The organism is Neorhizobium sp. BT27B, from assembly GCF_050455485.1.
Lineage (GTDB): Bacteria > Pseudomonadota > Alphaproteobacteria > Rhizobiales > Rhizobiaceae > Neorhizobium.
This window is the reverse complement of sequence record NZ_JBCIYT010000008.1, coordinates 225,455-251,726: the sequence shown is the minus strand read 5'-3', so window position 1 is coordinate 251,726 and position 26,272 is coordinate 225,455. Positions and strand designations below refer to the sequence as shown.

Annotated in this window: 23 protein-coding genes and 2 pseudogenes; 9 read left to right on the top strand and 16 right to left on the bottom strand. The window is 59.6% G+C overall.

From position 1 onward, the window contains the following. The first annotated feature begins 1 nt into the window (after window position 1). Window positions 2-1,549, top strand: a complete 1,548-nt coding sequence (locus AAIH70_RS21800) for a gamma-glutamyltransferase (RefSeq protein ID WP_430035599.1) — start codon at window positions 2-4, stop codon at window positions 1,547-1,549. 11 nt (window positions 1,550-1,560) lie between these two features. Beyond that, entirely contained in the window at window positions 1,561-2,439 is an 879-nt protein-coding gene (locus tag AAIH70_RS21795) for an N-formylglutamate amidohydrolase (RefSeq protein ID WP_430035597.1), read from the top strand. Window positions 2,440-2,495: 56 nt separating this feature from the next. Here AAIH70_RS21795 and AAIH70_RS21790 read toward each other — a convergent pair whose 3' ends face one another. The 10 genes and pseudogenes from AAIH70_RS21790 to AAIH70_RS21745 form a co-directional block, all read right to left on the bottom strand. Continuing rightward, window positions 2,496-2,915: a type II toxin-antitoxin system VapC family toxin gene (locus tag AAIH70_RS21790; RefSeq protein ID WP_430035595.1), complete on the bottom strand. Its 420-nt coding sequence runs from the start codon at window positions 2,913-2,915 to the stop codon at window positions 2,496-2,498. After that, entirely contained in the window at window positions 2,912-3,166 is a 255-nt protein-coding gene (locus AAIH70_RS21785) for a FitA-like ribbon-helix-helix domain-containing protein (RefSeq protein ID WP_132277958.1), read from the bottom strand. The genes AAIH70_RS21790 and AAIH70_RS21785 overlap by 4 nt, the downstream gene beginning before the upstream one ends. A gap of 283 nt (window positions 3,167-3,449) precedes the next feature. Then, window positions 3,450-4,652 (bottom strand): amidohydrolase family protein, encoded by a 1,203-nt coding sequence (locus AAIH70_RS21780; protein ID WP_430035593.1) that lies wholly within the window; start codon window positions 4,650-4,652, stop codon window positions 3,450-3,452. A gap of 39 nt (window positions 4,653-4,691) precedes the next feature. Next, complete coding sequence (locus AAIH70_RS21775) at window positions 4,692-5,672, bottom strand: ABC transporter ATP-binding protein (RefSeq protein WP_430035591.1); 981 nt, start codon at window positions 5,670-5,672, stop codon at window positions 4,692-4,694. Next, a pseudogene (locus tag AAIH70_RS21770) lies at window positions 5,669-6,654 on the bottom strand (ABC transporter ATP-binding protein). The gene AAIH70_RS21775 and the pseudogene AAIH70_RS21770 overlap by 4 nt, the downstream one beginning before the upstream one ends. Before the next feature lie 11 nt (window positions 6,655-6,665). Then, window positions 6,666-8,169: pseudogene (locus AAIH70_RS21765) on the bottom strand (amidohydrolase family protein). A 2-nt stretch (window positions 8,170-8,171) separates the two neighbouring features. Beyond that, on the bottom strand, window positions 8,172-9,365 hold the full coding sequence (locus tag AAIH70_RS21760; protein ID WP_430035589.1) for an amidohydrolase family protein: 1,194 nt from the start codon (window positions 9,363-9,365) through the stop codon (window positions 8,172-8,174). 8 nt (window positions 9,366-9,373) lie between these two features. Beyond that, on the bottom strand, window positions 9,374-10,330 hold the full coding sequence (locus AAIH70_RS21755) for an ABC transporter permease (protein ID WP_430035587.1): 957 nt from the start codon (window positions 10,328-10,330) through the stop codon (window positions 9,374-9,376). A gap of 12 nt (window positions 10,331-10,342) precedes the next feature. Next, window positions 10,343-11,308 (bottom strand): ABC transporter permease, encoded by a 966-nt coding sequence (locus AAIH70_RS21750; RefSeq protein ID WP_132277948.1) that lies wholly within the window; start codon window positions 11,306-11,308, stop codon window positions 10,343-10,345. Window positions 11,309-11,397: 89 nt separating this feature from the next. After that, window positions 11,398-12,951, bottom strand: a complete 1,554-nt coding sequence (locus AAIH70_RS21745; RefSeq protein WP_430035584.1) for an ABC transporter substrate-binding protein — start codon at window positions 12,949-12,951, stop codon at window positions 11,398-11,400. 240 nt (window positions 12,952-13,191) lie between these two features. On the opposite strand from AAIH70_RS21745, the gene AAIH70_RS21740 reads away from it, so the two are divergent. Genes AAIH70_RS21740 through AAIH70_RS21730 form a run of 3 tightly spaced genes read left to right on the top strand, consistent with a single transcriptional unit; the run spans window position 13,192 to window position 16,701 of the window. Next, window positions 13,192-13,881, top strand: a complete 690-nt coding sequence (locus tag AAIH70_RS21740) for a GntR family transcriptional regulator (RefSeq protein WP_430035581.1) — start codon at window positions 13,192-13,194, stop codon at window positions 13,879-13,881. A 1-nt stretch (window position 13,882) separates the two neighbouring features. Continuing rightward, window positions 13,883-15,448 (top strand): gamma-glutamyltransferase family protein, encoded by a 1,566-nt coding sequence (locus tag AAIH70_RS21735; protein ID WP_430035579.1) that lies wholly within the window; start codon window positions 13,883-13,885, stop codon window positions 15,446-15,448. 8 nt (window positions 15,449-15,456) lie between these two features. Next, window positions 15,457-16,701 (top strand): amidohydrolase family protein, encoded by a 1,245-nt coding sequence (locus AAIH70_RS21730; protein ID WP_430035576.1) that lies wholly within the window; start codon window positions 15,457-15,459, stop codon window positions 16,699-16,701. A gap of 107 nt (window positions 16,702-16,808) precedes the next feature. Here the strand turns inward: AAIH70_RS21730 and AAIH70_RS21725 are convergent, their stop codons facing one another. Both AAIH70_RS21725 and AAIH70_RS21720 read right to left on the bottom strand, forming a co-directional pair. Then, the gene (locus tag AAIH70_RS21725) at window positions 16,809-17,102 is read right to left on the bottom strand and encodes a GNAT family N-acetyltransferase (protein WP_430035695.1); all 294 of its coding nucleotides are present in this window, start codon (window positions 17,100-17,102) and stop codon (window positions 16,809-16,811) included. A 160-nt stretch (window positions 17,103-17,262) separates the two neighbouring features. Beyond that, a complete protein-coding gene (locus AAIH70_RS21720; RefSeq protein ID WP_132277938.1) occupies window positions 17,263-17,490 on the bottom strand; it encodes a hypothetical protein in 228 nt (75 codons plus the stop codon). Between the two features lie 651 nt (window positions 17,491-18,141). On the opposite strand from AAIH70_RS21720, the gene AAIH70_RS21715 reads away from it, so the two are divergent. Together AAIH70_RS21715 and AAIH70_RS21710 are read left to right on the top strand one after the other, a co-directional pair. After that, window positions 18,142-19,014, top strand: coding sequence for a Ku protein (locus tag AAIH70_RS21715; protein WP_430035574.1), 873 nt, complete (start codon window positions 18,142-18,144; stop codon window positions 19,012-19,014). A gap of 15 nt (window positions 19,015-19,029) precedes the next feature. Further along, the gene (locus tag AAIH70_RS21710) at window positions 19,030-19,845 is read left to right on the top strand and encodes a Ku protein (RefSeq protein ID WP_430035572.1); all 816 of its coding nucleotides are present in this window, start codon (window positions 19,030-19,032) and stop codon (window positions 19,843-19,845) included. A 20-nt stretch (window positions 19,846-19,865) separates the two neighbouring features. On the opposite strand, the gene ligD is transcribed toward AAIH70_RS21710, so the two are convergent. After that, complete coding sequence (ligD, locus tag AAIH70_RS21705) at window positions 19,866-22,502, bottom strand: DNA ligase D (RefSeq protein ID WP_430035570.1); 2,637 nt, start codon at window positions 22,500-22,502, stop codon at window positions 19,866-19,868. Window positions 22,503-22,523: 21 nt separating this feature from the next. Then, window positions 22,524-23,417 carry an SDR family oxidoreductase gene (locus AAIH70_RS21700; RefSeq protein ID WP_430035567.1) on the bottom strand — a complete coding sequence of 298 codons (894 nt, stop codon included), beginning with the start codon at window positions 23,415-23,417 and terminating at the stop codon, window positions 22,524-22,526. A 169-nt stretch (window positions 23,418-23,586) separates the two neighbouring features. Here AAIH70_RS21700 and AAIH70_RS21695 point away from each other — a divergent pair, with 169 nt between their 5' ends. Then, complete coding sequence (locus AAIH70_RS21695; protein ID WP_132277928.1) at window positions 23,587-23,883, top strand: PRC-barrel domain-containing protein; 297 nt, start codon at window positions 23,587-23,589, stop codon at window positions 23,881-23,883. Window positions 23,884-23,979: 96 nt separating this feature from the next. Here AAIH70_RS21695 and AAIH70_RS21690 read toward each other — a convergent pair whose 3' ends face one another. Continuing rightward, window positions 23,980-24,441, bottom strand: a complete 462-nt coding sequence (locus AAIH70_RS21690; RefSeq protein ID WP_132277926.1) for an MgtC/SapB family protein — start codon at window positions 24,439-24,441, stop codon at window positions 23,980-23,982. Beyond that, window positions 24,438-25,040 carry a DedA family protein gene (locus AAIH70_RS21685; RefSeq protein WP_430035565.1) on the bottom strand — a complete coding sequence of 201 codons (603 nt, stop codon included), beginning with the start codon at window positions 25,038-25,040 and terminating at the stop codon, window positions 24,438-24,440. The genes AAIH70_RS21690 and AAIH70_RS21685 overlap by 4 nt, the downstream gene beginning before the upstream one ends. Before the next feature lie 147 nt (window positions 25,041-25,187). Here AAIH70_RS21685 and AAIH70_RS21680 point away from each other — a divergent pair, with 147 nt between their 5' ends. Continuing rightward, on the top strand, window positions 25,188-26,267 hold the full coding sequence (locus AAIH70_RS21680; RefSeq protein ID WP_430035562.1) for a catalase family protein: 1,080 nt from the start codon (window positions 25,188-25,190) through the stop codon (window positions 26,265-26,267). Window positions 26,268-26,272 lie beyond the last annotated feature (5 nt).

Genomic DNA, 26,272 nt, shown 5'->3' with positions numbered 1-26,272 from the left:
GATGGTAAACCCGCAATATGACCATCTTCGCGTGGAGCGCGGATCTTCCCGCAAAGCCGCCGGGGTAAGCGGTCGCGGTGTGGTCACCTCACAGCATTATGTCGCAGCGGAGGCCGGCGCCGCGATCCTGTCCGCCGGCGGCAACGCTGTTGATGCGGCGGTAACGGCAGCGTTCACATTGCAAACTGTCGAGCCGTGGATGACCAGCCTAGCCGCATCGGGCTACATGCTTGTTGCGCAACCGGATGGCGCCGTTGAAGTCATCGAATTCACCGGCCGTGTGCCGTCATCCTTCGATGCGGATTTCTATCGACCTGATCCATCCATAAAAACCTTCATTGGCCACCCGGCTTCGGTCAACAATCGCAATGTCCGCGGTTTTACGGCAGCCGTCGTGCCCGGTTGCGTGCGCGGTTTTGCAGAAGCCCTGCAGCGCTTCGGAACGATCGGCTTCGATCGAGCCCTCCAGCCAGCAATCGATCAGGCCCGCAAGGGCATCGCCGTCGACTGGCATACCACGCTGGCAATCGCTATTGCCGAAGGTGAGCTTGCCCGCGATCCGGGATGCACATCCGTTTTTCTGCCCGGCGGGCGCGCCCCCGAACCGGGCGCAACACTACCGCTCGATCGTCTGGCAAAAACGCTTTCACAACTGGCAGCCGAAGGACCTGACAGCCTTTATGGTGGAGCGATCGGCGAAAATCTGGTTGCCGACCTTCAGGCCGGCGGCAGCCCGATCACCCTCGATGATTTGGCGAATTACCGCCCGCTCTCCTACCCTTCGCGAACGCTGGCATTGCAGGGAAAAACCGTGCACGTTGCCGGAGGCACAAGCGGCGGGCAACGGTTGCTCGACGCCCTGCAGCATTTCGACCAAGCGCGTGGCAGCGGCCCGGTGGATGCCGGCTTCTTCACCGCCATGGCGCAAGCGCTCTGGGAAAGTTTCAGCGCGCACAGGAGGCGGCTCAATCCTTCCGAAACCAATGCGAAATCCAGCACGACACAGGTCAACGCCGTCGATTCCGAAGGGCGGATGGTGGCGATCACCTTCACGCTCCTCAATCGTTTCGGTGCCTGCGCTCTGTCACCTGCAACGGGGATATTGCTCAACAACGGCATGTCTTGGTTCGATCCGACACCCGGTCGCGCCAATTCGCTGACGCCGAATGCCTATGCCCCGAGCAATATGTGCCCAGTCGTCGTAACGGATGGAAATGGTCCATTCGCTGCCTATGGCGCAGCCGGCGGCAACCAGATCGTTCCGTCTCTTGCCCAATTGACCGGTATGATCCTGCATGCCGGCCTCGATATAGAAGAGGCAATGAACACCCCCCGCATGACTACCGGTCCGCACCCGCATATCGTCGTGAATGTCGATATGCAGCCGGATCAGATCGAGGCTCTTGCTGCAATCGCCGAAATACGGCCGGCCGCAGGCGTGGTCTATCCTCGCCCCTTTGCTGCGCCCGGCATGGTCGCACGCCGAGGGCAGGCTTTTGTCGGCATGCCCGACATCACCTATCCCGCAGCCTATGCCGCGACGGCGTGAAGGAGATCGACGTGCCTGATCCGGTATTCCTGCCCATCGACATGGACGGTATTTTACGCGCCATGCCGCCGACAGTGCCGTCCATTCCTATGGTATTCGATAGTCCGCATAGCGGGCTTGTCATTCCACCCTTCGAACGGGCCGTTTCCGATGAACTCGTGCGCGTGGCATCGGATACCCATGTGGACGAACTGTTCGACTTTGCGCCTTCGATCGGCGCTCCCTTTCTCATCGCCTATTTTCCCCGCAGCTTCCTCGATCTCAACCGTTCGGTGATGGATATCGACCTGGAGATGATCGAAGGTCATTGGCCGCATCCCGTCCGCGACAGCGCATCGGCACGCCGCGGCATGGGTCTTGTGTGGCGTTACGCCTGGGGTGACACTCCGATGTATGCGCGCAAATTGACCGTTTCCGAGATGGCAGACCGGATCGACACCTATTGGCGCCCCTATCATGACACGCTCGTCAGTTTGCTTGACCAGACTCATGCAGCCCACGGTAAGGTATATCACATCAACTGCCACTCGATGCCGGCGGTTGGCCATGCCCTTTCACCGGACCCGGCTGGTACAGTCCGCAAGGATATCGTTATAGGAGACTATGACGGGCAGGCATGCGAGCCGGACTTCGTAAACCTAGTTATCGAGACTTTACGCGGGTTCGGTTACACGGTTTCGCTCAACATTCCATTTCGAGGGGCGGAACTCGTGTCCGCGTATTCCTTGCCGGGCAAAGCGCGTCACTCCATCCAGATTGAGCTCAACAGAAAACTCTACATGGATGAAGCAACGCGGGACAAAACTAAAAATTTCACTGTCGTCAAACAGGATCTGGAACGGCTTGGTCAGGTCATGTCCGAATATGTTTCGCAGGACGGCCAGCGATAGCCCTGTTTTTAAGCTCTTGAAGGGATTCGAACCGGAGCCCCACAATTCAAGCCGCTTCAGGCGACCCAAGGATTAATAACTCTCAATCCGGCGGCCTTGAACGGGTTTGCATCTCGCGTTGCGACCGCGAGATGGTTTTCTGCTGCCGTAGCAGCGATGTATCCATCAGCCTGCGCGATCGCCTTTCCGGCTTTTCGGCCGTCGGCCATCAACGCTGCGTAAAACTGCGAGGTAACGACATTAAAGGGCAGAATACGCCCATCAAAGAGCGGGAGAACTTCACTTTCAAGGCGATCATGAAGAATGGTCTGGCGCTTCCCCACAGGCATTGAGGCAATCCCGAAACGAAGTTCTGCAATAGAAATCGCGGAAATGAACAGCGTCTCGATTGCCTGTGCATCCAGCCAAGTCAGCACGGCAGTGTCAGGAGCCGGCTTCCAAGGCTCAGATATTACATTAGTGTCGAGCAAGATCATTCGAAAGTCATCGGTTCTACCGGGGTCCTGTCGCGCTGGCGGTGTAGAGCTTCAACGTCACTGTTTGATAATTCGGCATCACGTCCGATGGCCGCGAGCAGTGATCCGAGTTTCACGCGTCCAGATGGACGAACCGCAGCTTCAAGGATGTGACGAATTTCGGCTTCGGTGCTACGGCCGTGGTGAGCTGCTCTTGCGCGTAACGCTCGATGCGTTTCATCAGAGATGTTTCGAATGGTGACCGCTGCCATGGACGTTATCCTATCTATCGTCTCGCCGCGATATCAATATAAGCAAAATGACATCACTCTTCAAGTCGTGCTGCGGGGAGGAACGGGGACCTCCTTTTATGGTCTTGATGACATCTGAACCTTCGCCCCGTTGAGAACGGTCAACGAAACCTATTATTTTCAATCTGAATTGCGTCAACGATCTATGGCTTTCCGGGCGCGCATCACACCCGTGTTTTCGCAAATTTCATCTATCTCAGAGCTTAGCAAGATGGCCGACGTTCCCGAGGCGTTGCGATCCTTTTCAGGCGCGAGGCGTTTTTGTTTTGCCGTTCTCGGCAACCAGCCTGCCTCCCTTGAAAACCTTGCGATTCCCGGGAAACCCGACCACGGCCTCGGCAATATGCTCGGCGGCAATCGCCACGAAATCCGCTTTCGCACCGACCTCGATGCCATAGCCCTCAAGTCTGAGTGCCTTTGCCCCCGCGGCCGTGACGATGTCGAATGCCATTTGAAGTTCTGTATCGGTGAAGAATCCCGAGCGATAACCGATGATTTCAGCCCGGCGCAGCATATCGCCATCGCCATAGGGCCACCAGGAATCGCGAATGTTATCGCTGCCGCTGAAGACATTGACGCCTTCGTCGCGCAGCAGCGCGACAGGCGGAAAACTATGATGACCTGGCGCATTGGTCATGATCGAGATGCCGTTGCCGGCGATTTTTGCTGCAATTCTGCGGGCCGCATCCGGGGCCAGATCGCCGAGACCATAGGCATGGCTGATAGACACATGCCCCTGCATGCCAAGCGCGTGCGTGCGCGCGCAGATTTCCTCGATGGTGAATGCCCCCATGCTGCCGCCTTCGTGAAGATGGATATCGACGTCGACGCCGCATCTTTCGGCGATATCGAAGACGACGTCGAGATGGGCGCTGACGTCACGGTCGAAACTGGCCGGATCCAGCCCGCCGATCAGGTCGGCGCCGAGACCGATCGCTTCGTCCAGCAGTTCGGCTGTGCCGGGGCTTTTCAGGATGCCGCTCTGGGGAAACGCGACAAGCTGGATATCGATGATATCCTTGTATTTCTCCCTCACGGCGAGGATCGTTTCCAGAGATTTCAGGCCGACCGAACCATCCACCATAACGTGGCTGCGCATCTGCAGGGTACCGTGCGAGACGCATAGTTCGAGCTGTTTGACGGCGCGCTCCATCATCGGCTCGGCTTTGGCCATGTTGCCGGCCTGAAAGGCGACCCGCTCATGCACGTCGAAACCATCGGTGCAGGGACGATGCGGCACCCATTTTCCGCCGTAGAAACTCGTATCCAGATGGATATGTCCTTCAACGAAACCGGGAACGACAAGGTCGCCGGCGATATCGATGACGGAGCCGGATGCCGGCACCGACGAAACGGGCACGATGGCAGTTATCCGGCCGTTCTCGACATGGATGTCGCGCAAAAGCCCGTCAGCAAGTTTGGCATTCGTGAAAATAGTCGACGTCATGATCGGAAATGTCCTCAAAGTCTTTTCTGTCAGTCGGGTTCAGATGGCGGCCGGGTGATGGCAGGCAACGGTGCCGCCGCCCTTGCGAGCCAGAACCTGCGGAGCGGTTTGCCGGCACAGTCCGGTGGCTACAGGACAGCGCGGATGAAAGGCGCAGCCCGCCGGCGGATCGAGCGGGCTGGGCGGTTCCCCGCCCATCAGTTCGCGGTCGCGATTGGGGGCTGCGACATCCGGGATCGTCTGAAGCAGCAGCCGCGTATAGGGATGTTGCGGATCGGCAAACAGCGCTTCTGTATCGGCCTCCTCGACGATCCGGCCGAGATACATGACCGCGATGCGATCGGCCATGTGCCGTACGACGGCAAGGTTATGGCTGATGAAAAGGTAGGTCAGCCCAAGCTCATCCTGCAGCCTGCGCATGAGGTTGAGGATCTGCGCCTGCACCGAAACGTCGAGCGCCGAGGTGGGTTCGTCGCAGACGAGAAATTCCGGCTCGCTGGCCAGTGCCCGGGCAATCGAGATGCGCTGTCGCTGGCCGCCGGAAAATGCATGCGGATAACGGCTGGCATCATCCGGCGACAGGCCGACGGTGCGCAGCAGTTCGGCAACACGCGCCTCGATCGCTTCGGTTCCGCTGCGCAGGCCGAATTCACGGATCGGTTCAGCGATAATGTCGCCGACCCGCCAGCGCGGATTGAGACTGGCATATGGATCCTGAAAGATCATCTGCGCTTCCATCGGCTTGCCGCGGCCCCTGCCCTTGTCGGCCGGCGCAAACAGGATGGCGCCTTCGCTCGGTGCGTAAAGCCCGGTGACAAGCCGCGCCACGGTGGACTTGCCGCAACCGGATTCACCGACCAGCGCCAGGCATTTGCCCTTTTCGACCACGAAGGTGATGTCTTGTACGGCATGCAGATAACGTTTCGGCTTGCGGTCGATCACCCGGCTCAGCCAGGGTGCCGAGACATCGAAGACGCGGGAGAGCTGATCGATTTCCAGGACGTTTCTGGCGCTTCTCATTGCACACCTCCATCATGAACCAGGCACGCGACGCTGCCCTTTCCTTGCGCAACCATGATCGGGCGAACCTCACGGCATCGGCTGCCTGCCTCGATACAGCGCGGATTGAAGGCGCAGCCGGTCGGGATGGCGTTAAGGCGCGGCATCGCGCCATCGATCTGGGCAAGCCGTTCGACACGCGCGCCAAGCGCCGGTATCGATCCCATCAGGCCGCGCGTATAGGGATGTTTTGGCCGGCTCAGCACGTCTTCAACGGGGCCGATCTCGATGACGCGGCCGGCATACATGACGGCGACGCGGTCTGCGGTTTCGGCAATCACACCATGTCATGCGTGACCAGCATGACGCCCGTGCCGTTTTCGCGGCAAAGGCGGCGCAACAGTGAGGTGATCTGCGCCTGGATCGAGACGTCCAGCGCCGTCGTCGGTTCGTCGGCGATGATCAGTTGCGGATTGCCGGCAAGGGCGAGCGCGATAACGACACGCTGACGCATGCCACCGGAAAACTGATGCGGATAATGGTCTATCCGCTCGTCGGCACCTGGAATTCCAACCTGTTTCAGCAATGCGACGGCCTGCGCCCGTGCCTCGACCTTGCTTCCACCCGCATGCAGCCGGATCGTTTCGGTGAGCTGTTGGCCGATGGAAAACAGCGGATTGAGCGAGGTCAGCGGATCCTGGAAAATGGCCCCAACCATACGACCTCGGATCGAGGCCATCTCGGTTTCACCCAGATTGTCGGTGCGTTTGCCGCCGATGCGGATTTCGCCGCCAGCCACCCGGCCGGGCGGTTCCAACAGGCCGAGAACCGCCATGCCCGTCATCGATTTGCCGGCACCCGATTCACCGACCACGCCGAGAATTTCGCCACGACGGATCGTCAGCGACACATCCGAAAGCGCGGTGAGAACACCCTTTCGCGTGGGAAACTCCACCGACAGTCCCTTGACCTCAAGCGCAAGCTGATCGGAGGCGGGAGGCATGCTGGCAATGCTCATGGCAAAACCTCGTTTTTGGTAGGATGGGCCGGATAACTGGAAGGAAAGATCGTCTCGACCGGTGGATGGTCATGCGTGCGTTCGGGATACCGGGCCACCAGGCCGTCGAACTGCGATTGCGCGCGTGCGCGCGCTGCCTTGAGATCGATGCCCGCCACCTCGCCGTCGCGCATCGAAAGACGGCCATCGACGATGGTGGCGCGCGTGACACGGCCGGTTGCGCCGTAGACCAGCGTCTGGACGGGATCGATGCGCGGCGCGATCATCCGGTCGGCCATGTCGAACACGGCGATATCCGCCTTCGAACCGATGGCAAGTCGTCCGAGATCCGGCCGTTTCAGGGCATCGGCGCCGGCGATCGTCGCGGCATCGTAAAATTCGGCCGCCGATGCCGCATCACCGCGACCTTCGGCAATACGGTTGGCCATCAGGCCGATGGCCATGTTGAGCACCATGTCCGGCGGCGCGGTATCGGTCCCCATGCCGATGCGGATACCCATCGCCTTCAGTCGAGAAAAGGATCTGAGTGCGGATCCATGCCGCGTCGAAACCAGCGGACAATGCGCAACGGTCACGCCGTTTGCGGCATAACGGGCAAGATCATCGTCGGTGGCGACCGTTGCATGCGGCGCAATCAGCCGCGAGGAAAGCAGGCCGAGACGATCCAGCCAGCCATTCCGGCGCGGTCATACCATGCAGGCGGCGCACCGTCTGCAATTCCATCTCGCCTTGTGCCATGTGCAGGCGCACCGGCAGATCCATTGCATCCGCATGGGCAAATGTCCGGCGCAGCAAGGTTTCGGTGCAGGTCTCCACACGATCCGGCGCGAGCATGCCAGAAATCAGGCCGCCGGCAGTGCCGTGAATACGTCCGGTGAAAGCCGCTGCTGCCTCGAGTTCCGCCAGCCCGCGCGCCTCGTCGAAAACCGGCTGCATGGTGCCGCCTGCATCGAGGATCACGCCACCCGAGCGATAGGCAGGGCCGAGCCAGGCGCGCAGGCCGAGGTCTTCGGCTGCCACGGCCGCGGCTTCGAATTCGGCGACCGTTTCGCCCCAGGCGCGATAAAACAGCGAAGCGATCGGAAGCGCCGAGGTAATGCCATTCAGCAGCAGTTGCGCGAAAGCATAGCGTTTCTGGAAAGCCAGTTCTTCCGGCGTGTACATTTCGCGGGCTTGCGCCGCGTAGTCGGCCGGCCAGACCCGCCCCTTTTTCCAGCCCGGCTGATTGTCCATGCCAAGCACGGTCGTATCCAGATCGGACAGGGCGTCGAGATCGACAAAACCGGGGCCGACCAGCGCCTCGCCCATCTGGTACCGCGCCGCAAGTTCACCCTCGAACCGGTGACCGATCCAGATGACGCGGTCGTCTTCGATCACCACCTCGCCATGTTCGATCAGCCGCCGTCCCTCCGGCAGATCGGCCACGATGAAACGTGACGCGAGCGCCCAGCGACCGGGTGGCCGTTTGCCGAGCGGCAGGGCGGACCAGTTCTCGTCCATCCTCATGGCCGTTTCCGCAGGCTTTTGCCTTCACGGGCAACGACATTGCCGGCGGTCACCACCAGCTTTCGCGGCTGATGGGTGACCAGCGCCTCGCCCACCGTCTCGCCCTCGACGATCACAACGTCACCACGTCCGCCGATGGTGAGGCTGTGGTCCTTGCGGTCGATCGCCATCGCGCCACCCGTCGTGCAGACGTCGAGCGCCATCAGCAATTCGTCGTCGCGGCGCAGGTTGTTTTTCATGCCGAGCAACATGGCGCGCTCCAGCATGTCGCCATTTCCGTAAGGTCCCCAGGTATCGCGGAAACCATCGACGCCGGCGCCGAAACGTACACCGGCCGAATGCAGCCGCTTCAGGGACGGCACGTCGCGGGACGGCGGCGCGGTGGTGAGGATCGGCACGTCGAGTTCGGCGCAGCTGTCGATCAGCCCTTGCGAGATATTCCAGTCGGGCAGTGCCAGGCAGAAGGCGTGGCTGACCGCGACCTTGCCCTGCATGCCCGTGGCGCGGATACGCTCAAAAATCATCTCCATCGAAAACGCGCCGAGCTCGCCGAGTTCATGGAGATGGATATCGATGCCCTTGCCGTATTTGTCGGCGAGCGCGAAAATCGTGTCTAGATGCGCCTTGGGATCGCGGTCCATGCCGCAGGGGTCGAGCCCGCCGACAAGATCGGCGCCCATGGCCATTGCCTGATCGAGCAGGTCCGCCGTTCCCAGCCGGCGCATCAGACCGGATTGCGGAAAGGCGACGATCTCGATCTCGACCACGCCGGCCAGCTGCCGGCGGGTTTCCATCACGCCTTCCAGCGCCACGAGACCCTGATCGGTGTCGATATCCACATGGGTGCGGATCAGGGTCGTGCCGTAACCGACCGATTGCAGCGACTGGCGCATCGACTGGACATGGGCGTCGAGCCCGAAATCCTTCTTCACCCTGCGCTCGTTGTCGATCTTGTCGATCAGGCGCGGACCGACCTCGTTGACATACCACGGGTAACCGAGCAGCGACTTGTCGAGATGGGTATGGGCATCGACCAGGCCCGGAATGGCAATACGGCCACCGGCGTCTTCGCTCAAAACACCTTCGGCAACAAGGTCCGGCCCGATCGCCGCCACGCGGCCGTCACGGATAAGGATGTCGGCCAGATCGCCGCTCATGGGTCGGGTGTTTCTGATCAGAAGGTCGCTCATGGAAAACCTCATTGCAGTTTGGGATTGAGGGCGTCGCGCAGCCAGTCGCCCAGAACGTTGATGGAGACGACCAGCAGACAGAGCTGCAGGCCGGGGAACAGCACGATCCACCACTGGCCGGAAAATAGAAACTGGTTGCCGATGCGGATCAGCGTGCCGAGCGAAGGCTGTTCCGGCGGCATGCCGACACCAAGGAAGGAAAGTGTCGCCTCGATCAGGATGCCGAGGCCGAAATTCAGCGTCGCCGTCACCAGAAGCGGCGTGGTGGTGTTGGGCAGGATATGCTTGACGAGAATGCGCCATGTCGGCACCCGGATGAGTTTCGCGGCCTGCACATATTCCTTGTTGCGCTCGACCATGGTCAGTGCCCGGACGGTGCGGGCATATTGCACCCAGGCCGACAGCGAGATGGCCAGCACGATGACACCGGAGGCCCCGACTTCCCGAAGCGAGGGCGGCAGCGCCTGCCGCGCCAATGCGGAGACCAGAATGGCGATCAGCATGGTCGGCATCGACAAAAGCACGTCGCCGGCCCGCATCAGCAGGCCATCGGCCCATTTGCCGTAATAACCCGCCACCAGTCCGAGCGCCGAGCCGACGACGAGCGACACGGCCACCGACGCCGCGCCGATCACCAGCGATGCGCGCGAACCGTAAAGGATGGCCGAGAGCAGGTCGCGCCCTTGCGTATCGGTTCCGAGCAGAAACGGCCATTGGCCATCCTCCATCCAGATCGGCGGGATCTCGGCATTCAGAAGGTCGAGCGAGGCAAGATCGTAGGGGTTCTGGACGGTGATGAAAGGCGCAAAGAATGCCGAGGCGATGAGAAGCAGCAGCAGGATCGCAGCGATTACGGCGGAGGGATGATGTTTGAAACTCCACCACAGGTCGGAACTGCGCATGCGGGAAAGCCTCGAGGGTGTGGTGCGGACGGTCCGGTTGGTGGTCTGTTCGACAATCGTCATGATGGCCTCCCGTCACGCGGCGCGCAGGCGCGGGTCAATCACCGCATAGGCGATGTCGACGAACGTGTTCAGCGTTACGAAGATGAAGGATACGATGCAGAGATAGGCTGCCATCACCGGGATATCGACGAAAGTGACCGCCTGCATGAACAGCATGCCCATGCCCGGCCATTGGAAGACCGTTTCGGTGACCAGCGCGAAGGCGATCAGGTTACCGACCTGCATGGCCGTCAGGGTGACGACCGGCATGAGACAGTTTTTCAGCGCATGGCGGAACCACAGCGCCCGTCTGCCGATGCCGCGGGCGCGAGCGAACTTGATGAAATCGGCCCGCAGGATTTCCAGCATTTCGGCGCGCACCAGCCGCATTACCAGCGTGATCTGGAACAGCGACAGCGACAGGGCCGGCAACACGATCGCGGCACGTCCCGACGATGTCAAAAGGCCTGTCGACCACCAGCCGAGCCGCACCACTTCACCGCGGCCATAACCCGGCAGCCAGCCGAGGCTGACGGAAAAGGCAAGGATCAGGATGATGCCGACAAAAAAACTCGGCAGCGACACGCCGACGATGGAGGAAAACTGCAGACCCTCCGCCCACCAGCGTCCACGACCGATGGCGGTGAAGACGCCAAGCGGAATGCCGATCGCCAGCGACAGGATGGTGGCGATGATGACCAGCTCGAATGTCGCCGGAAAGCGTTCGCCGATCAGGGTGATGACATTCTGCTGGTTGCGCCAGGACAGGCCGAATTCGCCCTGTGCGGCATTGCCGACAAAACGCATATATTGAACGAGAAAACCGTCGTTCAGGCCGAGGCGGCCGCGCAGTTCATCGCGCTCCACCTGGGTGGCGCTTTCATTCACCATCATCTCGACGGGATCGCCAAGGAAACGAAAGATCAGGAAGGCGAAAAAGGCGACGGTCAGCATCACGAGGATGGCGTTGCCGATACGTTTGACGAGAAAGGCGAGCATGGGCGCTCCTTGGCCAGGATATCCGGGTCGATCCGTTCAACAGGAAGCAATCCCCCCACCGCGTTTGGACCGCAGCAAGGGGCGCGGGGTCACATCTTCACCAGCCACAGGCGGGGAAGGTTGTCGGAAAACAGCGGAAAGTCCTGAACCTTCGCACTTGTCGCCCAGGCAAGCGGCTGCTGGTGCAACGGGATCATCAGGGCGTGATCCTTGGCGATCTTCAGCGACTGCGCTTCCATCGCCAGACGTTTTGTCTGATCAAGCTCGACGGCCGAGGCTTCCGTCACCGTGTCGAACTCCTTGTCGGACCAGCCGCCCCAGTTGAAGATACCAAACGAGCCCTCCTTGGTATGCAACACCTGCGAGGTGAGGCTGTAGGTATCGAGCATCGGCAGCGTTGCCCAGCCGAGCGTATAGACATCGACCTTGCCCGACGAGCGTTTTGGCGTCTGCACCGCGCGTGTGCCCTGATCGAGCTTGGGCTTCAGCCCGACACGCGACCACATGGAGGCGACCGCCTGGCAGATCTGCTCCTCGTTGACGAGGCTGTCGGCACAGTTGAACTCGAATTCGAACCCTTCTGCGCCGGCTTCCTTCAGAAGCGCCTTGGCCTTGTCGGGGTCGGCCTTGACCGGGGTATCGAGGGCCGCATCGTAACCGGGGATCTGCGGCGCGACGAGCGCACCGGCATTGCGCGACTTGCCGCGCATGACCTTCTTGTTGATGAGGTCGAGATCGATGGCAAGCTGCATCGCCTGGCGCACGCGCAGATCCTTCATCGGATTTGCCGCACCCGACAGAAGCTGGTCTCGCTGGGAAAAGCCGATCATCACGGTGCGCAGGTCTGTGCCTTCCAGCACCTTGACCTCGGGCGAAGCCGCAAGCCGCGGCAGATCCTGCACCGGCGCCTGATCGGTAAAGTCGATATCTCCGGCCAGAAGTGCTGCAACGCGAGTTGCCGGCGAGGCGATCGGCGTAAGCTCGATCCGGTCGATATTGTGCTGGGGCTTGTCCCACCATCCATCAAACTTGACAAAAACGGTCTTCGCATCCGGCTGGCGGCTTTCCACCTTGAACGGGCCGGTGCCGTTTTCATTGTAGGTGGCATACCCTTCCGTGCCAGAACCGACATCGGTCGGGGCTTCGGCATTGTTGTCCTTCAGCCAGCCGGCGTCGAAAATGTAGATCGTCGTCAGATCGTTTGCCAACAGGGGATAGTTGGCGGAGACATCGATCTCGATCGTGTGCGCATCTATGATCCGCGAACCCTTGTAGGCCGGGATATTGCCGCGCAGCGGCGATTTCGGATTGGATGCGCGCAGCAGCGAGGCCTGCACGTCATCGGCGGTGAAATCCGCGCCATTGTGGAATTTCACACCTTCGCGCAGCTTGAAGCGCCAGGTCGTCGGCGAGACGATTTCCCAGGATGTGGCCAGCGCCGGCTCGATCTTGAGATTGCGGTCGTAACGGACCAGCCCCTCATAGGCATGGTTGAGAACACCGAGCGCAAAACTGTCGCCGTAGGAATAGGGATCGAGCGAGCTGATATCGCGTGATGCGCCCCATTTCAGGGTTGCGGCGTTTGCCGGCATCGCCACGGCGAACAGGGCAATACCCGCGACCAGGATTTTCGATAATTGCATTGATAAATTCCCCTCGGATTGCATGCAATATCCACAAGGCGGCGCCTGAAGCTGGATCACATGACGTTGTTACCGGCTCCCGCAGGCGGCTTTTCGCCCTTTCTCTGTCGGGTTAAGAAGAGGCTAGATCAGACCGGATACAAGATCAATACAAAATTGCATGCAATTTATTCGACTGGATGTCGTACACTTTTTGTGCAATATGCGTAGAAAATGCATGCAGGAGAAAGGTCGACAGCGATGTCCACGAATCTCAGCAGAAGCGATGCGATCTATGCGTCGCTTCGCCGAGCCATACTTGAACAGGCGTTGAAGCCGGGCACGAAACTGCCGGAGGATTCCATCGGCGATACGTTTGGCGTCAGCCGTACGAGTGCGCGCAATGCGCTCTTACGGCTTGCCTCCGACGGGCTTGTCGAGATCAAGCCGAACCGTGGCGCCGCCGTCACCATGCCGACGCTGGAAGAGGCCGAGGAAGTGTTCGCCTTGCGGCGCTGCCTCGAACGCGAAGTGATCGAACGGCTATGCAAACGCATGCCGCGCGATGGCATCGACGCACTGATCAGCCATGTCAGGGAGGAAGAAAGAGCGCTTCAGGCTTCCTCGCCCCGCTCGATCAGGCTTGCCGGCGAATTCCACATTCTGCTTGCCGAACTCACCGGATCGAAACTGCTCATCGACTTCATCAGCCAGGTCGTCTCGCGCTCCTCGCTGATCCTTGCCCGTTTCGGCCGCCCGCATTCCGCCGAATGCGGCATCGACGAACACGTGCAACTGATCGAGGCATTGAAGGAACAGGCGCCGGAAACCGCAAGCCGGATCATGGACCATCACCTGCATGCCGTCGAAGACCGCGCCAAGACCGATGACAAGGACGACGGTCCCGATATCGCCGAAATTCTCAACCGCTACATGACGGCGTCCGAATAACATGGACCAGACGGCAAATTCAGCGGCACGGTCGCGGCAGGGCATGGTGACGAGCCCGCACAAGCGCGCCAGCGAGGCCGGCGCCAAGGTATTGCGCCGCGGCGGCACGGCAATCGAGGCGGTGATTGCGGCTGGCGCCGCGCTGACCGTCGTTTACCCGCATTTTTGCGGGCTCGGCGGCGATGCGATCTGGATCGTCGCCGACCGGCAGGGACGGCAGAAGGCGATCATGGGCATCGGCCAGGCCGCAGCCGAACTGCCGGTGCTGGAAACGATCCCGGCACGCGGGCCGCTTTCGGCGCTGACGACCGCGGCCGTGATCGACAGCTGGGGCGAGGCACTGCGGTTTTCCGCAGACAACTGGCAGGGCAAGGAAACCCTCGGAGCGCTGCTTGCCGATGCGATCGAACTGGCGGCCGGCGGTTTTCCGGTCAGCCAGTCGCAACGGCACTGGCATGCCTTCCGCAACGGAGAAATCGAAAACTGGCCGGGTGTCGCCAGCGCTTTCGTGACAGAAGGAGAGCAGCGTCAGCCACAGCTTGCCACTGTTCTGGAAGCGATCGCGCTGCACGGGCACCGCGAATTTTATGAGGGTGACACCGGGCACCGGATTGCAGTCGCCCTTGAGAAAGCCGGCAGCCCGATCCGTGCGGGCGACCTGATAAAAACGGCAGCCACGCTCGCCGATCCGGTATCCATCGATTATCGCGGCATAACACTTCTGGCACCGCCACCCCCTTCCCAGGGTATTTCGACGCTTGCCATCATGGGCATCCTCTCCCGTTTTCCGATGCAGGACGTGGATCCGACATCCCCGGATTTCTACCATTTCTGCGTCGAGGCGGTGAAACAGGCCTTTATCGACCGGGGCCAGATCGCCGATCCGGATTTTGTCGCGCAGCAATGTGGCGAATGGATCGCGGCCAAAACCCTCTCACACAAGGCGGCTGCCATCGATCCCAAAGCCGCCCTGCCATGGCCGCACCGTTTCCAGACCGGCGATACGGTCTATCTTGCCGCCGTCGATGGCGAGGGCCGGTCCGCGAGCGTTTTGCAGAGCACCTATTACGACTGGGGCAGCGGCGTCCTTTTACCCGATACCGGCATCATCTGGCAGAACCGCGGGGCCGCGTTCAGCACCGATCCCGAAAGCCCCAATGTGCTTGCGCCCGGCAAACGCCCCTTCTACACGCTCAATCCGGGCATAGGCTTGAAGAACGGGCGTCCGCATCTCCTTTACGGAACACAAGGGGCCGACGGTCAGCCCCAGACCTTGACCGTGCTGCTCAGCCGTCTGATCGACCACGGTTTCGACCCGCTGGCTGCGCTCTCGGCACCGCGTTTTCTTCTCGGCCGCACCTTTTCCGACAGTCGCGACAACCTGAAGATCGAGCAATCGGTCGGCGATGATGTTCTTGCCACGCTCACCGCCCGCGGCCACGAGGTCATCACCATCCCGGCCTTGAGCGCGCTTTCCGGACAGGCCGGCGTCATTCGCATCGGCGAAAACGGTTGGATGGAAGGCGCCCATGATCCGCGCAGCGATGGCTGTGCGATTGCCCTATAGGAGTGAAGATGAAAGTCGACCTTCTGCTGCGTAACGTTCGCACAGCGCAAAATCCCGATCTGGTCGATATCGCCATCCAGGACGGCATTATCGCCAACATTGCGCCGGGGCTTCGTTGCGAAGCGGTGGAGGAAGAGGATCTCGACGGCGCCTTCGCCTTTCCGGGTTTCGTCGACAGCCACATCCATCTCGACAAGGCCTGCATCCTCGATCGCTGCACGATCTGCGCCGGCACGCTCGATGAAGCGGTGCGGCAAACGGCACAGGCAAAAGCCGGCTTTACCGAAGAGGATGTCTACGATCGGGCGTCGGCGCTCGTCGCCAAGGCGATCCAGCACGGCACCAACCGCATGCGGACCTTTGTCGAAATCGACCCGCGGGCCGGCATGCGCTCGTTCGAGGCGATCAAGCGGGTGCGGGGTGACTATGCATTTGCGATCGACATCCAGATCTGTGCTTTTGTGCAGGAAGGCCTGACGCAGGAACCGGAGACGGAAGCCATGCTCGACGAGGCGCTCCGTTCGGGTGCTGACCTGATCGGCGGCTGCCCCTATACCGACATCGATCCGGCCAAACATGTCCGCAGGATTTTTTCGCTCGCGCGAAAATACGACGTGGATATCGATTTCCATCTCGACTTCAGTCTCGATCCGACAAAAACGGACCTTCCGGCGGTGATCGAGGCGACGCGGCAAAATGATTATGGCGGTCGCGTCACGATCGGCCATGTTACCAATCTTTCTGCGCTGGAACCGTCGGCACTTGCGGAAATCGGCCATAAACTTGCCGATGCTGGCATCGCTTTGACCGTCCTGCCGGCGACGGACCTTTTTCTGACGGGGCGGCAATATACGTCAAACATCCCGCGCGGCATCACGCCGGCGCACCGTCTCGCAGCCCTTGGCGTCAGAACGGCCATTGCCACCAACAACGTATTGAACCCGTTCACCCCGTTCGGTGACGCGTCGCTGTCGAGGATGGCCAATCTCTATGCCAATGTCATGCAGCTTTCCCGTGATGCAGACATCGAGCTGGTGTTTGACATGGTTGGGGCGAAGGCTGCAGCAATCATGGGGGTAAAGCATAAGCTGGCAATCGGCGGACCGGCGGACATTGTGATCCTAGACACAACCGACTTGTACGGGGCCATCAGGTCGTCGGTGCTTGCACTTGCAGGTTGGAAAAACGGGATAAAGACGTTTCTCCGACCCAGGGCGCAACTGCTCGGCGGACCCACCATTACCCGTCAATGATCAAACCGCCGGCAGGGCTGCCGTTCTGCAAAAATCTGCACAACACGCAACGGCAATAGAGTCTGCCACCGGTCTTTCGGTGATGCATTGAAGGAAGCCATTTTCGGCTAACCTTCGCCCAGCCGGAGAAGAGCGTTGCCATCCAGACGGTAAAACAGCTTTTCGGGCCGGCGTGTGCCGCCCAGCTCATCGTAGAATTGCAGGAGACGCTTATCGTCCGCATCGGCAGTCCAGTCGATGCGCTTTAGATTTCTTTGTCGGGCGATGATCGCAAGCTCTCGCATCAATGCCTTACCGAGACCGGCGCCGCGACAATTCCGGGTCACGTAAAGCTCCTTCAGAAAGATCCCAGCATGCAAGCCGGGCCCGGGATAATTCGCGCTGAAGGCACATAATGCAATGACGTGACCAGTTTTTTATGATGAACTGACTGGCCTCGAGCGAGCCGAAAATGAATTATGCCTGCTGTCACAGGCTTGTCCCAAAAAGAACTGGCATCATCTTACTATCTTAAAGTCTGTAAACAGTCTGGAGCTATAACGCGCTTCCAAAGGCCACACGTTACTCAGCCGCTATCTGCATGTCCGTACGTTGCGTTACCTGCATCAGGTATGAGCAGATGTCTCCACCGCATGCCTTGACCAACATGTTGGGACTATAGCCCGCCGCTTGCGCCTCGGCTCGCAAAGCTCCCGCCAGCATGCTGAACTCGCTGGCATCCTCGACATATCCCAGCACCATTTTTCGCGCTGCCAGCTTATCCTCGAGCCAGTCCTCGATCACCTTCATTCTTCTCGTCTCCTGCAATGCGCGCCGATAATGCAGGATCAATGAAAAGGTTGCGGCAATCGTCAAACATTTTAGCGCGTCGCAAGGTCTCCGGCGGTTTGCAAGCAATGCCCTAAGGGAACTGATTCACGCCAGATCGTGTTAGGTCAGACCAGAATATAAAGGTCATGGTGATGAGATGCAGAATGCATCAGACTTTGTTGCCGCGCTCGTGAAGGCTGCCAACCGTATTGATCGGTTGCCAGAGGCTACACGGGCCTGCCTCCTCGATATTTCCTATGAAACGATCCGAGATATGCGCGAATGCGTCGGTCTTGCCTCCTATGGCCAGGGTCAGGATGTCGCAATCGACATGATGACAATGGCACGGGCGGTCCCGGCCTTCACCGACGTAGAGATTGCATCAGCGCTTCTGCAGGCTGCCGCGGAAATCAGATCCTTAAAGATAGCCGCCTGCGAACATCAGTCTGCACAGGTATCGGAAACACGCCGCGTTGGGCATGCGGGTGTTCGCGTGCGAATGACCCAACGGCCACCGACGCACCCGATGTGAACGGCCTCGCCATCGATCAACTCCGCAAAGCCAATCTTGCGGAACGATTCCGTGGGCCATTCGGTTCTATGAAACGACAGTGTAAGGAGTAGGCCGAGATGAGTGCACCGCGTGCGAACTGGAAAGGACATATTACCTTCGGTGAGGTTTCCTGCCCTGTGGCACTTTACACAGCGGCCTCCTCTTCGGAACGGATCAGCTTCAACATCCTCAACCGCAGGACGGGCAATCGCGTGCGCCGGGAATTTGTCGACAGCGAGACTGGCGATGCAGTCGAACATGACGACCAGGTAAAGGGATATGAGACCGGCAATGGCCGATATGTCGTCCTTGAGCCCGAGGAAATCGCAGCCGCCATTCCCGACAGCGACAAGACACTTGCCATTGAAGCGTTCATCGCATGCGACGAGATCGATGATGTCTACTTCGACAAACCCTATTATCTCGCACCTCAGACATCCGGCGAGGAGGCGTTTGCCCTGTTGCGTGACGGCATGAAGGAAGCCAAGGTTGCGGCGATTGCGAGTACCGTGCTGTTTCGTCGTCTGCGAACGGTTCTGATTCGCCCCCATGGTGATGGATTGATCGGCACGACGCTGAACTTTGATTACGAGGTCCGCTCAGCCGACGAGGCGTTCGATGATATGCCGGAGATAAAAATCGACAAGGAATTGCTCGATCTTGCGTCGCATATTATCGCCACGAAAAAGGGCGGCTACGATCCATCCAAATTCGATGATCGATACGAGGAAGCCTTGGCCGAAATGGTCAAGGCCAAGATCGAGGGCAAGCCGTTCAAGAAGCCGAAGGCCGTCAAGGCGTCGAAACCGAGCGACCTGCTGCAGGCCTTGAGGGACAGCGCTGGCGCTTCCAAGAAATCCACCAGCAAGCCAAAGTCTGCGAACGCCAACAGCGCACGCAAAAAGGCGCCCAAATCATCCGAAAACACGTCACGTCAGAAAGCAGGATAGGCAGGAGATCGTTACATGGCACTGCGCCCCTATTGGAAAGGCTATCTGAAGCTTTCGCTGGTCACCTGTTCGGTCGAAATGACGCCTGCGACGTCTGATAGCGACAAGGTCAAGTTCCACACCCTCAATCGCGATACCGGCAACCGGGTGCTCAGCCAGTACGTGGATTCGGGCACGGGCAAGCCGGTTCGCGACAAGGACGAGGTGAAAGGATATCAGCGCAGCGAGGACGATTACGTCATGCTGGAAGACGACGACCTCGACAATGTGGCGCTGGAGAGCACAAAGACCATCGACATCTCGACATTTGCGCCACGCGACGAGATCGACTGGATCTGGCTGGACAAGCCCTATTACCTGACACCGAACGACAAGGTGAGCGACGAGGCCTTCGCGGTCATTCGCGCCGCAATGGACAAGCAGAAAATGGTCGGCATCTCCCGACTGGTGCTGGGCCGCCGAGAACGGGCGGTGATGCTGGAACCACGCGGCAAGGGTATCGTGCTCTGGACCCTCAGATATGGCGACGAGGTCAGAGACGAGGCCGATTATTTCAAAGGGTTAGGCAAGGAAAAGCCGGAAAAGGCAATGCTGCCGCTGATCCGCAAGCTCATCGAGAAGCAGACCCGGCCATGGGACGCCAAAATGGTCTCCGACCCCGTACAAGAAAATCTCCTCGACATCATCAATTCGAAAAAGAAACATCGCCGCGCGCCTGCGCCGAAAAAGGCGAGCACATCCGAGACCGACAAGCCGAGCAATGTCATCAACATCATGGATGCCCTGCGCAAATCGGTCGAGGCTGACAACCGCAGCTCGAAGAATAAATAGCGACGGAAGGGTGCGATCGTTCAGATCATCCTGTCGAGCCGCTTGATCGCCTCGGCGAGCGAGCGTTCGGATTGGCAATAATCCCTCCACGCATCGCTCTTTTCGATCAGGGCGGGCACCGTGCGGATCGTGAAACGCGTCGGATCGAGATCGGTTTTCACCTGAGCCCAGGTCAGAGGCATGGATACCGTGGCGCCGGGCCTGGCCCGCGGTGACAAGGGCGCCACCGCCGTCGCCATCCGGTCATTGCGCAGATAGTCGAGAAAGATGCGGCCGTTCCGCAGCTTCTTCGCCATCTTCGTCAGGTAAAGTTCCGGTTGCTCTTGCGCCATCTGTTCGCACACACGGCGGGCAAAATTCTTTGCATCATCCCAGTTCGGCGACGTTCCTTTTGTCGCTTGCAGCGGCGTCACGACATGCAGTCCCTTTCCGCCTGTCGTCTTGCAGAAGCTGAGAAGTCCAAGCGCGTCGAGGCGGTCACGCAAGGCCCGGGCCGTTTCGACCACGGTCGAAAAAGCGACATCCGGGCCGGGATCGAGATCGAACACCAGCCGGCCGGGAATTTCCGGCTCATTCGGCTGGCAGTTCCAGGGATGCAGCTCGAGAGCCGCCACCTGCGCCAGGGCCGCCAGCCCTTCGACACGATCGACCTGCAAATAGGGTTTCCTGTCGCCCGAGACCTTCACCAGCTCCAGAAGGTTCGATGTTCCCGACATGGCATGACGTTGGAAAAACTGTTCTCCACCAATTCCATCCGGCGCGCGGATCACGGAACAGGGGCGACCGCGAACATGGTCGATCAGCCAGCCGCCGACGGCCTCATAATACTCAGCCAGGTCCTGTTTGGTGACTGGATTCTGGTTGTCCGGCCAAAGCGCCTTGGCGGGATGAGAGATCAGAACGCCCATCACCTCTGCCCGAGCCGAACGTGATGAGGCTTTCGAAAGTGCCGCATTGCGTTCAGGCGGCTTCGTGATTTCAGCCTGCGTTGGCGAAGCCGGTTCTTCGGTGGTGACCTCGTCAGCCAGCTTGTCTTCCCTCAGGCCCTTGAATGCCGCCTGACGCACAAGTCCGTTGGCACCCCATCCGGCGAATTCGATTTCGGCAACTTTTTCCGGCTTGACCCAATGGACGCCGGCTTCCTTTTTCGGTGCGCCGACGCCTGTGAAGGGAGAACGGGAGACGACCAGAGGCTTCAGGGTATCCAACAGCAGCCTGGAACGACCGGCGCCAAACCCCGTGCCGACACGACCGACATAGACAAAATGCTTGTCTCGATAGACACCCACCAGCAGCGACCGGAACTGGCTGCCATTGGTGGCGTAACCACCGACGACCACTTCATGCCCTGCCCGGCATTTGGATTTAATCCAGCTATCGCTCCGGCCGGATTGATAAGGTGCATCCAGCTTTTTCGAGACGATGCCTTCGAGGGACAGTTTGCAGGCCGACCGCAGAACCGCATCGCCACTGGTTTCGAAATGATCGACATAACGGATGCGAGGCCCCGCCTTGCCATCGGCCAAAACGCTTTCAAGGCGCTTCTTGCGCTTGTTCAACGGCTGTTCGCGCAAATCTTGATCGGCATCGAACAAAAGGTCAAAGGCGAAATAGACCAGATTTTTTGTGTTGCCTTCGGACAGCGCGACCTGCAGGGCCGCAAAATCGGGCGCACCATGATCGTCTAGGGCACAGATCTCACCATCGATGATTGCGTCCGGCAAATCGGCAGCATCAGTGGCGATCTGGCGGAAACGATCCGTCCAGTCCAGACCCTTGCGGGTTTTCAAGATGACTTGGCCCGCTTCCACGCGCATCTGGATGCGGTAGCCATCGAACTTGATTTCATGCAGCCATGCTGACCCCGGCGGTGGTCTGTCCTGTGTCTTGCAGAGTTGCGGCGCAATGAATTCCGACATCGTCACTTCGGAGGTCCGATTGTTTTTCGAAGAGCTTCGTTCATCGCGGGTCCTGCGGTTTTCTGCTGCAAGCCCCTCGCTGCTGTCCCAGACAGCATCCGCTTCAATCACCGGCTCACTTAACATGAACGGTCGCGGCTTCCTTCCCCTGCCGTCCGCAATCGTCGCCATATCCCGACCGGACGCGACCGAGTTCTTCTCGCGGGTGAGGATTGCGCCGCCATTGCGACTGACCGCGTGATCATCGCGATGTTTGATCAGAAGCCAGTTGGTGCGCTTGCCTCCGTCACGGTCGTTCTTCATGCGCACCAGAACAAAGCTGCCGTGCAGCCGAGCGCCATGAAGCACGAATTTCAGATCGCCCTTGTCGATAGCCTGCTCCGGGGAGAGATCACCGTCTGGTTCCCAGGTGCCGCGGTCCCACAGCATGACGGTACCACCACCGTATTCGCCTTTAGGGATTGTGCCTTCGAAATCGCCGTAATCAAGCGGATGATCCTCCACCTCGACCGCCAGGCGCTTGTCGTCGGGATCGAGCGACGGGCCGCGCGTCACGGCCCATGATTTGAACACACCATCCAGTTCAAGCCGCAGATCGTAATGCAGGCGTGTCGCATCGTGCTTCTGAATGACGAAACGCAGGCGGTTCGACGGTTTTACCTGTACGACCCCGCCCGGCTCAGTGGTGCGCTTGAAATCACGCTTTTGCTTGTAGGTTCGAAGCTTGTCGTCGGCCATAGGAATACGCTCACCTCACCGTCAATCGACGCCCTTGCCGCCGGTCGCACCAAAGACTTCGCCGTTCAGGTAGCTGCCTTCCTGGGATGCGAGCAGAACGTAGATGGGCGCCAGTTCGACCGGTTGACCCGGCCTGCCGAAATCGCTGTCCTTGCCGAAGTTTTTGACCTTCTCGTCCGGTTGGCCGCCGCTCGGCTGCAGCACGGTCCAGAATGGGCCCGGTGCGACCACATTGGCGCGCACGCCCTTCTCGATAAGCTGCTTGGCCAGCGCTTTCGTGTAGGCAACGATGCCTGCCTTCGTCGTGGCATAATCGAGCAGGATGGGAGATGGCTGATAAGCCTGGATCGAGGCCGTGGTGATCACGGCGGCACCAGCCGGCAGGTGCGGCACCGCAGCCTGCGCAATCCAGTGCAAAGCATAGAGATTGGTTTTCATTGTGGCGTCGAAATCGTCCGTCGACAGTTGCGACACATCATCGCGATACTGCTGACGGGCAGCATTGATGACCAGAATATCGAGGCCACCCAGTTCATCGACAGCCCTCGAAACCATTTCGCGGCACCAGGCCTCCTGCTTGATGTCGCCCGGCAGGGCAACACCTTTGCGGCCTTCCGCCGCGATCAGGGCCATCACTTCGCGCGCATCTTCGCCCTCTTCGGCGAGATAGGAGATGGCGACGTCGGCGCCTTCGCGCGCGAATGCAATCGCCGCGGCACGACCGATGCCGGAATCTCCACCTGTTATCAGAGCCTTGCGGCCGACAAGCCGTCCTGATCCCTTGTAGGATTGTTCGCCATGATCAGGCCTTGGCAACATGTGCCGGGCAAGACCGGGCATGGCCTGTTCCTGAGTTTTGAATGGCGGAGCGGGGTATTGCGTTCTGGGGTCCTGCATATTCAAACGATCGGTCATCGAAAATCCTTTCGGTCCATTTTTCGAAAACTCGCCGGATGCCCCTGAGTTCCGGCCGGTCGGTACAATCAACCTCATCGAAATCGCAGATGATCGTGAAAAACATTCGGAACAAAACCGGAGGCCGCCGGTTGGTTTTGCAGAACAAATCGAAAAGGAGGATGCCCCAATGGATCATACCAATCACGTTCGCCTCAGCACTGCTGAACTCATTCCCGGCACGCTGGAAGGCGCGACCATCTATGGTGCGGATGACCACAAGGTCGGCAAGGTCGACCATATCCACGGCGCCGGCGCAGGCAGCGCCGCGATCATTGATGTCGGCGGCTTTCTCGGCATCGGTGCAAAGCCGGTGGCAGTGCCGCTGACCGATCTTGAATTCATGCGCGATGAAGACGGTGACGTCCATGCCGTGACGAGCTGGACGAAAGATCAGTTGAAGCAGATGCCTGAGCACAAACACTGATCAGTCATCAAGCAGTCAGCAGAATGGCCCGGTCGCGATCCCGCTCCGGGCCATTTCTGTTTTGGAGTCCAATTGTCCTCCGGACCAAACCATGACTTAGGGATCACGATCACTTTCAATCGGCGAAGACTTGAAATTTGCCATCACGCGCAACGTTGCAAACGTCACGATCGACAGCACGATTGCCGTGTCATAGGCCCCAAGGCCAACGGCAGCACCGACTGCGCCAGTCGCCCACAGGCTCGCAGCCGTCGCCGTCCCACGCGTGCTGGCCTTGCCGACCAAAATGGCACCACCTCCGATGAAGCCGACCCCGTTGATCAGTCCCTCGACCACCCGCGCCGTCGCTTCAGCATTACCCGCAGTAACAGTCTCCGCAGCCTGGATAAAACCACAGGCCGCGATGGCAACGAGGGGAAACGTCCGCAAACCGGCGCTGCGTTCATTTTTCTCTCTGTCCCAGCCGATCGGCAAAGCGAGCACATAGGCGAACAAGAGGGCAGCCAGATGTGGGATAATATTGAGCTGCAATCCTAGCGCGTTCAGCCACTCACTCATGCGCGTTCCTCCTTGTAGGTAACGACGCGGTAGATGTAGATGGCAACCAGAACGACGAGCACACCAGTGGAAACCGGATCGACATAATCGGCGACAGTGCTGTAGGCCTGCCCCAACACATAACCGGCGACTGCCAGCGCTGCGGTCCATACAAGCGTACCGACAAAGGATAGCGCCAGAAACTGGGCAATGGGCATGTTCGCGACACCGGCCGGCACAGATATCAGTGTCCTGACTGTCGGGATCAGCCTACCAACAAGCACCGAGACCGCGCCATGGCGCTTGAAGCGATCGGCCGCAGCATCCACATCGGACGCCGTCATGGTCAGCCAGCGGCCGTGGCGCGACGCAAATTTCCGCACCCCTTCGTGACCGAGCCTGCGCCCCAGAAAATACCAGGGAAGAATACCGAGCATCGACCCTATGGTTCCGGCCGCGATGACGACAAAAATATTCATGTCACCGCGCGTCGCCAGATATCCGGCAAGCGGCATGATCAGTTCTGATGGAATGGGCGGGAAGACATTCTCGAGAAACATGAGAAGCGCGATCCCCACGGGGCCGAGTTTCTCCATCATCATATGCACCAGGTTTTCCATTCTCGACCTCGACTATGGCTGCGTTGCCAAACGTTCGAAAAGTCAAAAAGTTACATTGATGCCGACGCTTACCGTACGGAGAACCGAAGGCAGGAACGATCCCGACGGCATGGAGTTTGAATAGTCCCGCCCATTGGAGCTTGTTACATGTCATCTGCCGCCTCCCCTATCCGCTACACGCCTGAAATCGAAACCTTTCAGTCCGACGAGACGGAAACACAGGCAGGCCTCAATGAGGCCTTTGACACCATTCTTGAACGGACCGCAGAGGATTACGGGCATGCTGTGCGTTCTGTGCACGCAAAAGCCCATGGCATAATCAAGGGCGTGATGCGTGTGCATGAGGGGCTTGCCCCGGAACTGGCGCAAGGGTTGTTCGCGTCTGCTGGCGAACATCCGGTCTACATGCGCATCTCGACGAACGCAGGAGACATTCTGCCCGATGCCGTGTCGCTGCCGCGTGGCCTTGCCATGAAGGTCGTCGATGTGTTTGGCGATCGTTTGCCGGGCGCAGAAGGCACCACGCAGGACTTTGTCATGGTCAATGGCCCGGTCTTCCAGGCGAAGACGGCGGCGCAATTCCTCAAAAATCTCAAACTGCTGGCCAAGACCACCGACCGGATGGAGGGAACCAAGGTGGTGATGTCAAGTGTGCTGCAGACCGTCAATGCCGCGCTTGAAAGCGTCGGGGCGGCAAGTCCTGCGGTTCAGTCACTGGGTGGCGCACCAAATGTCGACCCGCTGGGAGAGACCTATTTCAGCGTAACGCCATTTCGCTATGGCGACTACATCGCAAAGTTCCGTTTGAAGCCAGTTTCCCTTGATCTGACTGCCCTGACTGGCAAGATCATCGATACCAGCGTGCGTGAAGATGCGATCCGCGAAACGGTCCAGGCGGAAATGCTGACGACCAGAGCGGTCTGGGAATTTCAGGTTCAGCTCTGTCGCGATACTGAAAAACAGCCAATCGAGGACCCGACGGTGGAATGGTCCGAGGACGACGCACCATTCGTCACCGTCGCGACCGTGACAGCAGAACCGCAGGACAGCTGGAACGACGACAAGGTTCGCGCGGTCGACGAAGAGATGCGTTTCAGCGTCTGGACGGGGCTGGCCGCGCACCAACCGCTCGGCAACATCAATCGTGCCCGCCGGTCCGCTTATCAGCATTCGGCCGACTTCAGGCAGGCGTTTAATCGTTGTCCCATGCATGAGCCGCAGGCGTAACGCCG

Excerpts from the sequence above, each read along its gene's own strand:
- AAIH70_RS21800 (WP_430035599.1), top strand. The coding sequence starts at position 2 with ATGGTAAACCCGCAATATGACCATCTTCGCGTGGAGCGCGGATCTTCC.
- AAIH70_RS21790 (WP_430035595.1), bottom strand. The coding sequence starts at position 2,915 with ATGATCTTGCTCGACACTAATGTAATATCTGAGCCTTGGAAGCCGGCT.
- AAIH70_RS21785 (WP_132277958.1), bottom strand. The coding sequence starts at position 3,166 with ATGGCAGCGGTCACCATTCGAAACATCTCTGATGAAACGCATCGAGCG.
- AAIH70_RS21780 (WP_430035593.1), bottom strand. The coding sequence starts at position 4,652 with ATGACGTCGACTATTTTCACGAATGCCAAACTTGCTGACGGGCTTTTG.
- AAIH70_RS21775 (WP_430035591.1), bottom strand. The coding sequence starts at position 5,672 with ATGAGAAGCGCCAGAAACGTCCTGGAAATCGATCAGCTCTCCCGCGTC.
- AAIH70_RS21760 (WP_430035589.1), bottom strand. The coding sequence starts at position 9,365 with ATGAGCGACCTTCTGATCAGAAACACCCGACCCATGAGCGGCGATCTG.
- AAIH70_RS21755 (WP_430035587.1), bottom strand. The coding sequence starts at position 10,330 with ATGACGATTGTCGAACAGACCACCAACCGGACCGTCCGCACCACACCC.
- AAIH70_RS21750 (WP_132277948.1), bottom strand. The coding sequence starts at position 11,308 with ATGCTCGCCTTTCTCGTCAAACGTATCGGCAACGCCATCCTCGTGATG.
- AAIH70_RS21745 (WP_430035584.1), bottom strand. The coding sequence starts at position 12,951 with ATGCAATTATCGAAAATCCTGGTCGCGGGTATTGCCCTGTTCGCCGTG.
- AAIH70_RS21740 (WP_430035581.1), top strand. The coding sequence starts at position 13,192 with ATGTCCACGAATCTCAGCAGAAGCGATGCGATCTATGCGTCGCTTCGC.
- AAIH70_RS21735 (WP_430035579.1), top strand. The coding sequence starts at position 13,883 with ATGGACCAGACGGCAAATTCAGCGGCACGGTCGCGGCAGGGCATGGTG.
- AAIH70_RS21730 (WP_430035576.1), top strand. The coding sequence starts at position 15,457 with ATGAAAGTCGACCTTCTGCTGCGTAACGTTCGCACAGCGCAAAATCCC.
- AAIH70_RS21720 (WP_132277938.1), bottom strand. The coding sequence starts at position 17,490 with ATGAAGGTGATCGAGGACTGGCTCGAGGATAAGCTGGCAGCGCGAAAA.
- AAIH70_RS21715 (WP_430035574.1), top strand. The coding sequence starts at position 18,142 with ATGAGTGCACCGCGTGCGAACTGGAAAGGACATATTACCTTCGGTGAG.
- AAIH70_RS21710 (WP_430035572.1), top strand. The coding sequence starts at position 19,030 with ATGGCACTGCGCCCCTATTGGAAAGGCTATCTGAAGCTTTCGCTGGTC.
- ligD (WP_430035570.1), bottom strand. The coding sequence starts at position 22,502 with ATGGCCGACGACAAGCTTCGAACCTACAAGCAAAAGCGTGATTTCAAG.
- AAIH70_RS21700 (WP_430035567.1), bottom strand. The coding sequence starts at position 23,417 with ATGACCGATCGTTTGAATATGCAGGACCCCAGAACGCAATACCCCGCT.
- AAIH70_RS21695 (WP_132277928.1), top strand. The coding sequence starts at position 23,587 with ATGGATCATACCAATCACGTTCGCCTCAGCACTGCTGAACTCATTCCC.
- AAIH70_RS21690 (WP_132277926.1), bottom strand. The coding sequence starts at position 24,441 with ATGAGTGAGTGGCTGAACGCGCTAGGATTGCAGCTCAATATTATCCCA.
- AAIH70_RS21685 (WP_430035565.1), bottom strand. The coding sequence starts at position 25,040 with ATGGAAAACCTGGTGCATATGATGATGGAGAAACTCGGCCCCGTGGGG.
- AAIH70_RS21680 (WP_430035562.1), top strand. The coding sequence starts at position 25,188 with ATGTCATCTGCCGCCTCCCCTATCCGCTACACGCCTGAAATCGAAACC.